This is a genomic window from Intrasporangium sp. (assembly GCF_040414665.1).
Classification (GTDB): Bacteria; Actinomycetota; Actinomycetes; order Actinomycetales; family Dermatophilaceae; genus Intrasporangium.
Genome location: NZ_JBEDUL010000155.1, coordinates 18,145 through 30,601 on the forward strand (window position 1 = coordinate 18,145; position 12,457 = coordinate 30,601).

Consider the following 12,457-nt stretch of genomic DNA (forward strand, 5'->3'; position numbering starts at 1 on the left):
CACCCCCACGGGCGATGGCCCCCGCTGGGGACGGGTCAGCCGAAGAGCCGGAGCAGGACGTCGGGTTGCACACTGACCACCGCCAGGAGGGCCGAGCTGACGACCAGCCCCGCAATGATGACGCGGCGGTTGCCCGGTCCCGGGCGGGTGCGCAGCCCCGCGCCGGTGGTCTCGATCGGCTCTGGGGCACCGACGACTTCGGGGGTCGTCACGATCGGCCGCAACCACCGCAGGTACACGGCGACGCCGAGGACTGCGTTGGCGGCCGCGATGACAGCGAGCCAGATCCATCCTTCGACGACAATGGGGCGAAGGGCGACGATCTTGCCCACGAGACCGATGATGCCCGGTGGGAGGCCGGCCAAGGACATCAGGGCCAGCCCGAGGGCTCCGGCACGCCACGGGCTGCGGCGCCACAGGCCCTCGTAGGACTCGAGGGATCGGCCCGATCCCGACCGCTCGCGCACCGTCAGCGCAACGACGGCGAAGGCGACTGCGGTCGCAGCGACATAGGTGAGCAGGTAGATCCCGGAGGCGCGGTTCCCCAGTGCGGAGACGCTGACCAGTGGCAGCACGACCCAACCCGCTTGGGCGACAGTCGACCAGGCGAGCAGCCGCACCACGTCGTTCTGTCTCAGCGCCATGATGTTGCCGACGGTCATGCTGAGCGCGGCGAGCAACGCGATCGCACCCAGGGCGGAGGCACCGAGGACGCTGACCGCTCGCAGCACGACCAGCAGCGCGGCGAGCGCGCCGATCTTCGACACGGTTGCCAGGAAGGTGGCGACGGGGACCGTGGCGCCGGAGTACGCCGTCGGGGTCCAGGCATGGAACGGCACCAGCGACAGCTTGAAGCCGAGCCCCGCGATGATGAGGACGACGGCGAGGCCGAGGATCGCGGTCGAGGTGTCCGGCAAGGCCACGGACGCGGCCCCGGAGGCCTCGACCTGGTAGCCCTGGCCGAGCAGGGCCGCGTTGGCGTCGAGCATCGGGGTGCCCGTCGCGACGAGCCAGAGCGCCGCGCCCAGCACGAGCATCGCGAAGGACACGAGCGAGGTGACGAGCAGCTGGACGGCGCCACCGACGGCGCCCCGCCCGCCCCTGAGGGCGACGAGCCCGATCACCGGCAGCGTGGCGACCTCGAGCGCGATGAGCCACGTGCCGAGGTCCCGGCTCGCTGCCACGACGACGGTCCCCGCGAACGAGACGAGGAACAGGATCGCCTCGATCGGCTCCCGGGTGCCGTCGGCGGCGACCCGGGCTCGCGCGCGCGGCCAGGCAAGGAGGACGACGACGAGAGCAGCGAGCCCGGCCCCGAACTGGAGCGAGCTCGTCAGCGAGTCGGCCTGCCAGAAGCAGCTCTGGGGCAATCCCTCGACCCCGGGCTGCAGGGTCCCGGAGCCGACGGCCTCGCCCACTGGCTGGACGCACAGCGTCGCCTGCGCGTCACCCGGGGCCTGGGCCAGACCGGGGATCGTGGCTGCCGACGCTCCGAGGACAGCGAGCACCGCGATGACGTAAGGCAGCTGCCGCAGGCTGGGCCGGACGAGGTCGGCGATGAGGACGAGGACGGCTCCCCCCATCGGGATGAGCGCCGGCAGCAGCGTGCCGTAGTCGATGGCGAGGCCGGTCATCGCGTCACTCCCGACAGGAGGGCCGCCGCGTCGAGGTCGGAGATGTTCAGGAGCAAGTGCGGCACCACGCCGAGGGCGAGCATGACCGCGATGAAGCTGACGACGACACCCCACCGGATGCCTCGCTCATCCGCGATGACGTCCCTGGCCACGGCGTCGGTCTCGGGCGCGCCCTCCCCTGCCCAGAGGATCCGGGCGACGCGAAGGGCGTATGCGGCGGCGAGGGCCAGACCGAAGGCGCCCACGACCACGGTCGCACGCAGCACCCCGATGTTGACTCCCTGGGCCGGCGACCACGCGGCGTAGAGCGCGAGGAACTCGCCCCAGAAGCTGACCAGACCGGGCAGGCCCAGGACGGCCGCGAGACCGAAGACGAACGCGATGCCGAAGCGCGGAGCGCGGTCGCGGAGCGCCACGCGCGGGACGGTGAGGTCGGCCGAGCCCCACTGCTCCTTGAGGTCCCCGACGAGGAAGAAGAGCAGGGCCGCCACGATCCCGTGCGCGATGTTGGCGAAGAGTGCCGCCTGGAGCCCGGTGTGGCTCCCCGAGGCGATGGCGATCGCGATGAACCCCATGTGGGCCACGGAGCTGTAGGCGATGAGCCGCTTGAGGTCTCGCTCCACGAGGCAGGCCAAGCCTCCCCAGATCGTCCCGACCGCGCCGAGGATGGCGAGCACGGGGCTCAGCGCCGCCACGCCGTCTGGGACCGCGGCCACAGCGAGGCGGACGATGCCGTAGGTGCCCATCTTGAGCAGGATCGCGGCGAGCAGCACCGACCCGGCCGTCGGCGCGATGGTGTGCGCCGACGGGAGCCAGGTGTGCAGCGGCCAGAGCGGCACCTTGACGGCGAGCCCGGTGAGCAGGATCGCGGCGATCGCGATCTCGAGACTGCGCGAGAGTCCCTTGCCGTGCAGCTCTCCGAGGACCGTCAGGTCGGACGTGCCCTGGTGCGCGACGAGGAACAGGATGCCGATGAGCATCAGCGTCGACCCGAAGGCGGTGAAGAGGATGAACCGGCCCGACGCGTCGGCGCGTGCCGTGTCGCGGACGTGCTCGTCACCGAACCGCCGGATGAGCAGCCACATGGGCACGAGGACGACCTCGAAGGCGATGAAGAAGAGCAGGGCGTCACGTGCGAGGAATGTCGCCAGGGCCCCGGCCTCGACGAGGAGGATGCAGCCGAAGTAGGTGGAGCGCGAGCCGCCCTGCGGGGTCGGCGCCGCCAGCGCATGGAGCACGACGGCCACGACGAGGAGGCCCGTGAACAGGACGAGAGCCGCCGAGATGCCGTCCACGGCGAAGTGCCAACGGATCCCGAGACTGCGGATCCACGGCACATCGACACTCAGACGTCCTGCCACGACGACCACGGCCAGCCCTGCTGTGACGACCGCGGCGATGAGCGCACCGATGCCGATCCACCGTTCGGCGCCCTTGGCGTCGGTGCCCGTCGGCATTGCCAGCAGGACAGTGGCGGAGAGCAGCGGTACGAGGAGGAGCAGCGTCACAACCATGCCGCCACCCCCAGCGCCACGACCATGCCGACCCCGACGACGAGCCCGACGAGGGCAAGCGAGGGGATCGCGCGGTGGGTCCGCTCACCGAGTCGACCCAGTCCACGAGCGGCCACCACAGTCGCCCGCGGGTACGCGTCGACGACGTCACGGTCCAGCATGACGACAACCCGCGCCACAGCGGTCACCGCCATTCCAACTCGGGCGTACACGGCGTCGGCCCCGAAGCCGCGCTCGGCTCCCGCCCGGACCCCTGCGGGCACCCGATCGGCGACGTCCTCGTGCACACCGCGGCTCAGGACCCAGACCTCGAATGCGGCACCGGTGATGAGCAGGAGCGACAGGACGGTCGTGAGCCAGCCGAGGTGAAGCGCACCATCGATCGTGGTGAGGAAGAGCGTGCCGAGCACCGACAACACGGCCAGGCCCGCGACCGCCACGGCGGCCGACAGAGTGATCGGCGCATGGCCCGGGGGTCCGGCGTGGGGCTCGGGCGCTTCGGGGCCGGAGACGGCTCGCGCCTCGGCGACAGGCCCGGTCAGGTGCGCAGGGGTCAACGCGGCCGCCTTCCCGGACGGGTCGAAGGGCCCGTCGAGGAGCAGCCACGCTCGCGTGCAGTAGGCCGCCGTCAGGAAGACGGTGATCAGCAGCGCGACGAGGACCAGCCAGGCCCCCGGTCCGACGTGCTCAGCAACGCCTTCGAGGGCGGTGTCGATGACGGTCTCCTTGGTGAAGAAGCCGATGAGCGGTGGCACGCCGGCGAGAGCGGCCAGCCCGATGGCCATCGACCAGCGCAGCGCTCCTCGCAGCCGCAGGCGACCGCGCATCCGGGCAAGCGCGGTCCCCCCGACGAGGACGGCGAGCCAGCCGACGCCGAGGAAGAGGAGCGCCTTGAAGAAGGCGTGGCCGATGAGGTGGGAGACGCCCGGGACCGGGCCGACCTCCGCCGGGGCGGCGGCGAGCGCACTGAGCATGATGGCCACCTGGCTCAGCGTGGAGTAGGCCAGCAGGCGCTTGACGTCGCTCTGAAGCAGAGCGAGCCCAGCGGCATACACCATCGTGACGGCAGCGAGCACCGCGAGAAGGAGCCGTGCCCCGTCGTCGACGGCATAGAGGGAGAACAGGCGGGCGATGACGTAGGTACCGGCCGCGACCATGGTCGCCGCGTGGATGAGGGCCGATGCCGGGGTCGGGCCCTCCATGGCGTCGGGCAGCCAGTCATGGAAGGGGAAGAGGCCCGACTTGCCGGCCACGCCCAGGATCACGCCGACCAGTCCGACGGTGAGCAGCGCGTCCGACCCCGGGGCGGTGAGCACGTCGAGCAGGTCGGTGCTGCCGGCTCGCACGGCCAGGGTGATCAGGCCGACGACCATGCCGATGTCCGCGACGCGCGTCACGACGAAGGCCTTGTAGGCCGCCCGGCGCGCGGCGTAACGCTCGCTGTCGTGCCCGATGAGCAGCCAGGAGCACCAGCCCATGATCTCCCACCCCACGAGGATGAGAACGAGGTCTGAGGCCTGCACGACGAGGAGCATTCCGGCCGCGAAGAGGGACACCGTCGCGACGAACTGGCCATAGCGCTTGTCGTCGCGCAGGTACCAGACCGTGAAGACCTGGATCGCGAGCACGACGAGGGCGACGACGAAGCTGACGAGTCCGGACAGACGGTCGGAGAGCAGGTGCAGCGGGACGCTGAGGTTGACGAGCGGGAGGCCGCCCAACGAGTCGATGTCGGTCGCCCGCACGGGCGCAATCCACTGGAGCAGGCCGAGGACGGTGACGACGGCGGCCGCCCCGACCGCGATCCCCGAGGCGATGATCCGCCGCCGCAGGACGAACAGGCCGAGCAGGCCCGCGACAGCGGGGACCAGGACGATGAGGCGGACGACCCAGGTCACGAGACTCCCTCCGGCACCTGACGGTCTCGCTCCGGCGCCTCATCAGCGGTGTCCCGCGACTTCGCGTCGAGCGCTCCGGCCTCGCGCGCCTCGCTCGCCTCAATCGCCTCGCCCGCGTCGTCGCCGTCGGTCGGCTCGGGATCATCGGTGAGGTCAGGCGTCGCCGTGAGGTCGATGTGCCCGAACCGGCGGAACATGACGAGGATGATGGCGAGCGCGACGACGACCTCGGCCGCCGCGATCGTGATGACGAAGAGGGCCAGCACCGGCCCGGCCGCGAACGGCACTCCCGAACGCGAGCCGGCCGTCACGAGAAGCAGGTTCGCGGCGTTGAGGATGAGCTCGACGCCGATGAGGACGAGCACGGCATTGCGCCGGGCCAGGACTCCGTAGACGCCGATCCCCGCGAGCAGCGCAGCGAGTGCGGCGGGGTAGACGAGGCTCATCGCACCTCCCCCTCGCGCTGGAGGACGATGCGTGACACCGCGAACGCGGTGATGAGGGCGACGAGCAGCAGCACCGAGAGCAGCTCGAAGGGCCACACCCACGTGCCGAAGATGGCCTCCCCGATCTGCGGCGTCCCGGGCACGTCGGCGGCCACGTCGGCGGAGGCGAAGAAGGGCAGGAGCACCGACGCGAGCAGTGCCGCGGTCGCACCGCCGAGGGCACTCGCCAGCGTGCGCTGCCAGGGCGCCGTGTCGATCTCCGGATGCGGCCCGATCGGTGCACGCGTCAGCATGAGGGCGAAGAGGACGAGCACGACGATCGCCCCGACATAGACGAGGAGCTGGACGAGCCCGACGAGCTCCTGGCCGAGCACGACATAGGCCCCGGCGAGGGAACCGAGCGAGACGAGCAGCCAGAGTGCGGCGTGGACGACGTGCTTCGTGGTGACGGACAGCAGCGCGGAGAGCGCGGTGATGACGCCGACGACGACGAAGGCGATCTCGCGAGAGGTCACGCGTCACCGTCCCCGGGGATCGGCGTGGTCCTGAGGCCTTCGGCGGCGCCGCTTGCTCCGCCACCGTTCGCCCCGGGAGTGACGCCGCTCCCCGTCCGACGCACCCGCGCCGCGGCCGGTCCGCCCTCCCCGAGGGCGCCCCGTGCGGGCCGGGGCGGGCGCGACGACGCGACGAGCTCGGCCGGGTCGGCGCTGCCGGGGTCGAGCGCGGCAGGAGGGGGGACCGTTGCCATCCAGGCGCCCAACCGGTCCTTCTCGTGCAGCAGGTCGCGGATGTCGAGCTCGGCGTACTCGAACTCCGGGCTCCACCACAGCGCGTCGAACGGGCACACCTCGACGCAGATCCCGCAGTACATGCACAACGAGAAGTCGATCGCGAAGCGGTCCAGGACGTTGCGCTGGCGGGCCCGCCCGCCCGGCGTGGTCGGAGGGATCTCCTCCTTGTGGGAATCGATGTAGATGCACCAGTCCGGGCACTCGCGCGCGCAGAGCATGCAGGAGGTGCAGTTCTCCTCGGTGAGCGCGATGACGCCGCGCGACCGCGGTGGCAGCTTGGGCGCGACGTCGGGGTACTCCGCGGTGTGCGTCTGGCGGGTCATCGTGCGCGCCGTCGCCGCGAGACCCTTGACGAGACCCGGCAGTATGCCGCTGGGCTTGCTCGCGTGCCGGCCGCCCTTGCGGTCGGGCTGGGTCCCGTTCTGCACGCTCGACGTCGGGGTTGGCACGGCACGTGCCTCCCCACCCTCACTCGAGTGTGCACTTCGCGTCGCATCCGCGTCCGTCGAGTGCGCAGTTCGCGTCGCATCCGCGTCCGCGTCCGTCGAGTGTGCACTTCGCGTCGGTTCGGTCATCGCATCATCACCACCCCCGCAGCCGTGATCGCGAGCTGCAGCAACGCGATCGGGACGAGCCAGACCCAGGCGAGCCGCTGGAGCTGGTCCTCGCGCAGCCGCGGCCAGGACACCCGCAGCCAGATGATGACCACGGCGACGACGAACCCCTTGAGCAGGGTCCACAGCCAGCCGAGCCAGTCCTCCACCGGTCCTGACCAGCCGCCGAGCCAGACCACCGCGAAGAGGAGGGAGAAGACGACGATCCCGGCGTACTCGGCGAGCAGGAAGAAGGCGAAGCGCAGGCCGGTGTACTCGGTGAAGACGCCGAAGACGAGCTCGGAGTCGGCGATCGGCATGTCGAAGGGCGGGCGCTGCAGCTCTGCGACCGCCGCCACGAAGAACACGAACGCGCCCGGCGCCTGCCAGAGCAGCCACCAGGGCGTCCAGGCCTCGGCGATGCCGACGAGCGACAGGGTCCCGGCCGCCAGCGCGACGGACGCCACGGCGAGCACCATCGGCAGCTCATAGCTGAGCAGCTGGGCGCCCGCGCGCATTGCACCAAGGAGTGAGTACTTGCTCGCCGAGGCCCACCCGCCCATGAGGAGCCCGATGATGCCGACGCCCGTCGCGGCGAGGACGAGGAGCGCGCTGCCCGGCACGTCGGCACCGACCACCGTCGGCGACAGGGGAATCACGGCCAGGGCGACGAGGTAGGGAAGGAGCGCGACGAAGGGAGCGAGCCGGTAGACCCCCCGGTCGGCGCGTGCGGGGGTGATGTCCTCCTTCTGGACGAACTTCACCCCATCGGCGACGAGCTGCGCCCACCCATGGAAGCCACCGGCATACATCGGCCCGAGCCGGCCCTGCATGTGCGCCATGACCTTGTGCTCGGTCTGACCGACGAGCAGGGGCAGCACGAGGAAGGCCGCGAGCACCGCAACGGCGCGCAGCACGACCTCGAGGATGGTCCAGCCCTCGCTCATCGGGGACCCCACTCCGGCCCCGGCACGCCCGGAGCCTGCACCCGTCGACGTCCTGGTGACCCCTCGCCGTGGCCCTCGCCGGGCTCCTTCGCGCCGGGCCACGGCTTCGAGGCGCGCGCTGTCAGGACGAATGACTTGCGCAGCGGCGTGCCCTCGAACCCGTCCGGCAGCAGCAGGGGCCGCAGCCCGAGACCGGTCCCGTCGTCGAAGCCGTCGAAGTCGATGCCGAACATCTCGTGGGTCTCCCGCTCGTGCCAAGCCGCCCCGCGGAAGACGCCGGTGATCGACGGCACCGGCAACCCCTCGGGGGCCCGGGTCCGCACGAGCACGGACTCCAGGTGGCCCGGCTCAGCGACGCGGAGGAGGTGGCAGACGACGTCGAAGCCAGGCACCGCGTCCTCGCCCTCCGACTGCACGGCGTCCGTCTGGTCGACGGCAGTGAGCCAGTCGAAGTAGGAGTAGCCCTCGTCGCGGAGCGCGAGCACGGTCGAGGACCACTCCCCGAAGGGAACCTCCCGCACGTCAGTGACCTTCACGGGTCGCCCCTTCACCCTCGGTCCGTATGCCGCTGGGCTTGGTCACGATCGGACGGCTCACATCCCCTGCGGTGGCCAACCGGGTCCCCGCGTAGCGGCCGCGGAGCTTGGCGCCGGACAGGCGCTCCTTGGCGATCTGCTCCTGCAGCCGGATGATGCCGTGGAGCAGGGCCTCGGGGCGCGGGGGGCAGCCGGGCACGTAGACGTCGACGGGGATGACGGTGTCGACGCCCTTGGTGACGGAGTACGAGTCCCAGTAGGGGCCGCCAGAGTTGGAGCAGGCGCCGAACGAGATGACGTACTTCGGCTCGGGCATCTGGTCGTAGAGGCGCCGGATCGCCGGGGCCATCTTGTCCGTCACCGTCCCGGAGACGACCATCAGGTCCGCCTGCCGGGGACCGGGCGCGAACGGGATGACGCCGAGGCGGATGAAGTCGTGCCGACCCATGGACGTCGCGATGAACTCGATGGCGCAACAAGCGAGCCCGAAGTTGAAGACCCACAGTGAGTAGCGCCGGCCCCAGTTGAGCACGACCTTGATCGGCTTCGGGGCGTGCTCGGCGAGCACGCCCACCCGACCCTCGACGGGACGGACCGTAGGCATCGGCAGACCAACCGGATCGCTCATCGCACCCACTCCATCACACCCACCTGAGCAGACCACGGCGTGCGGCGTGCGCCAGGCCAAGGACGATGACGCCGATGAAGACGCCCATCTCGACCAGGCTGGCCGCGCCGATGTCGGCCGATCGCAGCACGTGCGCCCAGGGGAAGAGGTAGACCGCGTCGACGGCGAAGACGACGTAGAGGAAGGCGTACACGAAGTAGCGGACCTTCGTCTGTGCCCAGCCCTCGCCGACCGGGTCCACGCCGGACTCGTACGTGGTCAGCTTGGCCACATGCGGGGCGTGCGGGGCGAGCAGGCGCCGGACCACCATGGCGGCCGTCACGAGGAGCAGGCCCGCCACGAGGACGGCCGCGACGGCGACATACCCGGACATGGCGGCCAGCCTAGCGATGCCGGAACCGCAGTGGTGTCCAGTCCACCCCGCACCTGCCCAGCCCGCTCGCCGGCTCACCTCGAGTGTGCAGAAGATGCCGCGTCGGGGAGGGCAAGCATCGGCGCGAAGTGCCCACTCGACGAAGAGCGCGCGGCGCGAAGTGCACACTCGACGGAGGGGGATGGCACTCACTCAGCGTGCGGCTCGGAGCGAGCCCAGCGGCATACGGAACCGTCTGGGGACGCACCACGCGCGCGCCGACATGTCCAGCAAGTGGCAACCTGCACAAACCTGAACATTGCGCGAACTAGCATGGGTAATGGCCCCCTCGGGAAAGACTTGGGCCAATGTCTAGGAAACGCTGAGGACGTCGCAGAGCATGAGCACCAAACTGGTCCAGAAGCTCGATCGCGTGGTCATCCGATTCGCCGGGGACTCCGGCGACGGCATGCAGTTGACCGGCGACCGTTTCACCTCGCAGACGGCATTGCTGGGCAACGACCTGTCCACCCTGCCGAACTTCCCGGCGGAGATCCGTGCGCCGCAGGGGACGCTGCCGGGGGTGTCGAGCTTCCAGCTGCACTTCGCCGACCACGACGTGTTGACGCCGGGAGACCGGCCGGACGTGCTGGTGGCGATGAACCCGGCCGCGTTGAAGGCGAACCTGCGGGACCTGCCGCGTGGCGGCACGATCATCGTCAACACGGACGAGTTCACCAAGCGCAACCTCGCCAAGGTCGGGTACGCGAGCAACCCACTCGAGGACGGCACGCTGGAGAGCTACCACGTGCACGCGGTGGGGCTGACCTCGATCACCGTCGAGGCGCTGGCGCCGTTCGCGGAGCTGACCCGCAAGGAGAAGGAGCGGGCGAAGAACATGTTCGCCCTGGGCCTGCTGTCCTGGCTGTACACGCGGCCGATGGAGGGCACCGAGGCGTTCCTCAAGAGCAAGTTCGGCGGCAAGCCCGACATCCTCGAGGCGAACCTGGCCGCGCTGCACGCGGGGTACCACTACGGGGAGACGACCGAGGACTTCGCGGTGTCCTACGAGGTGTCGCCGGCGCCGATGCGCTCCGGGTCGTACCGCAACGTGACCGGGAACGTGGCGCTCTCGCTGGGGCTGGTCGCCGCGGCGCACCGGGCGCGGCTGCCGCTGTTCCTCGGGTCGTACCCGATCACCCCGGCCAGCGACATCCTGCACACTCTGGCGGGGCTGAAGCGGTACGGGGTGGCCACGATGCAGGCCGAGGACGAGATCGCCGGGGTCGGGGCGGCGCTCGGCGCGTCGTTCGGGGGCGCGCTGGGGGTGACCACGACGTCCGGGCCGGGGCTGGCGCTCAAGGCCGAGACGATCGGGCTGGCGGTGTCGCTGGAGCTGCCGCTCGTGGTCTGCGACATCCAGCGCGGCGGCCCGTCGACCGGGTTGCCGACCAAGACGGAGCAGGCCGACCTGCTCCAGGCGCTGTTCGGGCGCAACGGCGAGTCCCCGGTGGCCGTGGTGGCGCCGGCGACCCCGGCGGACTGCTTCGACATCGCGGTGGAGGCGGTGCGGATCGCGACGACCTACCGCACCCCGGTCATCGTGCTGTCGGACGGGTACCTGGCCAACGGGTCCGAGCCGTGGCGGCTGCCGCGGACGAGTGAGCTGCCCGACCTGGCCGTCGAGTTCGCGACCGAGCCGAACGACGTGGGCGCCGACGGGGCCCCGGTGTTCCACCCGTACCGGCGGGACCCGGAGACGCTGGCCCGGCCGTGGGCGATCCCCGGAACGCCGGGTCTGGAGCACCGGATCGGTGGGATCGAGAAGGCCGACGTCACCGGCAACATCTCGTACGACCCGGACAACCACGACACGATGGTCCGGCTGCGCCAGGCAAAGATCGACGGCATCGCCGACACCATCGCCCCCTTGGCGGTCGACGACCCGAGCGGAGACGCGGACGTCCTCGTCCTGGGCTGGGGCTCGACCTACGGCCCGGTGGCCGCGGGGGTGCGCCTGGCCCGGGCGACCGGGGTCAGGGTGGCCCAGGCCCACCTGCGCCACCTCAACCCGTTCCCCGCCAACACCGGTGAGGTCCTGCGCCGCTACCACCGGGTCATCGTGCCGGAGATGAACCTCGGCCAGCTGGCGATGCTGCTGCGGGCCAGGTTCCTCGTCGACGTCCAGTCGCACACCGCGGTGCGGGGGCTGCCGTTCCAGGCCAGCGAGATCGCCGAGGTCATCAGCGATGCGGCGCAGGCCGCGAGCCCCGTGCCGGAGAGTGTGCCCGAGAGCTTGAAGGAGATGGCCAAGTGAGCACCACCGACCTTGGCATGCCGACCCACCCCGTGTCCCCGGTCGACGGCGGCCGGCGCACCGGTATCGCGGACGTGCCCGCGCTCGGCGAGGGAGAAGCACTGAACAAGAAGGACTTCACCTCCGACCAGGAGGTCCGCTGGTGCCCGGGCTGCGGTGACTATGCGATCCTCGCCGCGGTCCAGGGGTTCCTGCCGGAGCTGGGCCTGAAGCGGGAGAACATGGTGTTCGTCTCCGGGATCGGCTGCTCCTCCCGGTTCCCGTACTACCTGGACACCTACGGTATGCACTCGATCCACGGCCGCGCCCCCGCAATCGCCACCGGGCTCGCGGCCACCCGCGAGGACCTGTCGGTGTGGGTCGTGACCGGCGACGGCGACGCGCTGTCGATCGGCGGCAACCATCTGATCCACGCGCTGCGGCGCAACGTGAACCTCACGATCCTGTTGTTCAACAACCAGATCTACGGTCTGACCAAGGGGCAGTACTCGCCGACCAGTGAGGTCGGCAAGGTCACGAAGTCGACGCCGTTCGGTTCGCTCGACACGCCGTTCAACCCGATCTCGGTCGCGCTCGCCGCCGAGGCCACCTTCGTGGCCCGCACCCACGACATGGACCGCAAGGGGATGATGGAGGCGTTCCGCCGTGCCCACGAGCACGAGGGGAGCGCGTTCGTCGAGGTGTACCAGAACTGCAACGTCTTCAACGACGGCGCGTTCGAGGGCATCACCGCGAAGGAGGTGCGCGCCGACATGCTCATCGAGCTGAAGCACGGCGAGCCGATCCGCTTCGGTGCGAACG

At 70.7% G+C, this 12,457-nt stretch carries 12 protein-coding genes; 2 read left to right on the plus strand and 10 right to left on the minus strand.

Annotated elements, in window-relative coordinates; all coding sequences use genetic code 11:
- Positions 1-35 precede the first annotated feature (35 nt).
- The 10 genes from ABF401_RS16650 to ABF401_RS16695 form a co-directional block, all read right to left on the minus strand.
- A complete protein-coding gene (locus ABF401_RS16650) occupies positions 36-1,634 on the minus strand; it encodes an NADH-quinone oxidoreductase subunit N (RefSeq protein ID WP_353510696.1) in 1,599 nt (532 codons plus the stop codon).
- The gene (locus tag ABF401_RS16655; RefSeq protein ID WP_353510697.1) at positions 1,631-3,148 is read right to left on the minus strand and encodes a complex I subunit 4 family protein; all 1,518 of its coding nucleotides are present in this window, start codon (positions 3,146-3,148) and stop codon (positions 1,631-1,633) included. Before ABF401_RS16655 ends, ABF401_RS16650 begins: the two co-directional genes overlap by 4 nt.
- Entirely contained in the window at positions 3,139-5,046 is a 1,908-nt protein-coding gene (locus tag ABF401_RS16660; RefSeq protein WP_353510698.1) for an NADH-quinone oxidoreductase subunit 5 family protein, read from the minus strand. Before ABF401_RS16660 ends, ABF401_RS16655 begins: the two co-directional genes overlap by 10 nt.
- Entirely contained in the window at positions 5,043-5,492 is a 450-nt protein-coding gene (nuoK, locus tag ABF401_RS16665; protein ID WP_353510699.1) for an NADH-quinone oxidoreductase subunit NuoK, read from the minus strand. Before nuoK ends, ABF401_RS16660 begins: the two co-directional genes overlap by 4 nt.
- On the minus strand, positions 5,489-6,007 hold the full coding sequence (locus ABF401_RS16670) for an NADH-quinone oxidoreductase subunit J family protein (RefSeq protein WP_353510700.1): 519 nt from the start codon (positions 6,005-6,007) through the stop codon (positions 5,489-5,491). Before ABF401_RS16670 ends, nuoK begins: the two co-directional genes overlap by 4 nt.
- Complete coding sequence (locus ABF401_RS16675) at positions 6,004-6,732, minus strand: NuoI/complex I 23 kDa subunit family protein (RefSeq protein WP_353510701.1); 729 nt, start codon at positions 6,730-6,732, stop codon at positions 6,004-6,006. Before ABF401_RS16675 ends, ABF401_RS16670 begins: the two co-directional genes overlap by 4 nt.
- A gap of 122 nt (positions 6,733-6,854) precedes the next feature.
- Positions 6,855-7,823: a complex I subunit 1/NuoH family protein gene (locus tag ABF401_RS16680; RefSeq protein ID WP_353510702.1), complete on the minus strand. Its 969-nt coding sequence runs from the start codon at positions 7,821-7,823 to the stop codon at positions 6,855-6,857.
- Positions 7,820-8,359, minus strand: a complete 540-nt coding sequence (locus ABF401_RS16685) for an NADH-quinone oxidoreductase subunit C (RefSeq protein ID WP_353510703.1) — start codon at positions 8,357-8,359, stop codon at positions 7,820-7,822. Before ABF401_RS16685 ends, ABF401_RS16680 begins: the two co-directional genes overlap by 4 nt.
- The gene (locus ABF401_RS16690) at positions 8,346-8,987 is read right to left on the minus strand and encodes an NADH-quinone oxidoreductase subunit B (RefSeq protein WP_353510704.1); all 642 of its coding nucleotides are present in this window, start codon (positions 8,985-8,987) and stop codon (positions 8,346-8,348) included. Before ABF401_RS16690 ends, ABF401_RS16685 begins: the two co-directional genes overlap by 14 nt.
- 13 nt (positions 8,988-9,000) lie before the next feature.
- The gene (locus ABF401_RS16695; RefSeq protein WP_353510705.1) at positions 9,001-9,360 is read right to left on the minus strand and encodes an NADH-quinone oxidoreductase subunit A; all 360 of its coding nucleotides are present in this window, start codon (positions 9,358-9,360) and stop codon (positions 9,001-9,003) included.
- A gap of 379 nt (positions 9,361-9,739) precedes the next feature.
- On the opposite strand from ABF401_RS16695, the gene ABF401_RS16700 reads away from it, so the two are divergent.
- Together ABF401_RS16700 and ABF401_RS16705 are read left to right on the plus strand one after the other, a co-directional pair.
- On the plus strand, positions 9,740-11,656 hold the full coding sequence (locus ABF401_RS16700) for a 2-oxoacid:acceptor oxidoreductase subunit alpha (RefSeq protein ID WP_353510706.1): 1,917 nt from the start codon (positions 9,740-9,742) through the stop codon (positions 11,654-11,656).
- Positions 11,657-11,673: 17 nt separating this feature from the next.
- Positions 11,674-12,457: 2-oxoacid:ferredoxin oxidoreductase subunit beta (locus ABF401_RS16705; RefSeq protein ID WP_502908273.1), on the plus strand; the 784-nt coding region annotated here is incomplete at its 3' end.

Bases quoted from the DNA above. Each gene is read 5' to 3' on its own strand.
- ABF401_RS16650 (WP_353510696.1), bottom strand. From the start codon at position 1,634: ATGACCGGCCTCGCCATCGACTACGGCACGCTGCTGCCGGCGCTCATC.
- ABF401_RS16655 (WP_353510697.1), bottom strand. From the start codon at position 3,148: ATGGTTGTGACGCTGCTCCTCCTCGTACCGCTGCTCTCCGCCACTGTC.
- nuoK (WP_353510699.1), bottom strand. From the start codon at position 5,492: ATGAGCCTCGTCTACCCCGCCGCACTCGCTGCGCTGCTCGCGGGGATC.
- ABF401_RS16680 (WP_353510702.1), bottom strand. From the start codon at position 7,823: ATGAGCGAGGGCTGGACCATCCTCGAGGTCGTGCTGCGCGCCGTTGCG.
- ABF401_RS16690 (WP_353510704.1), bottom strand. From the start codon at position 8,987: ATGAGCGATCCGGTTGGTCTGCCGATGCCTACGGTCCGTCCCGTCGAG.
- ABF401_RS16695 (WP_353510705.1), bottom strand. From the start codon at position 9,360: ATGTCCGGGTATGTCGCCGTCGCGGCCGTCCTCGTGGCGGGCCTGCTC.
- ABF401_RS16700 (WP_353510706.1), top strand. From the start codon at position 9,740: ATGAGCACCAAACTGGTCCAGAAGCTCGATCGCGTGGTCATCCGATTC.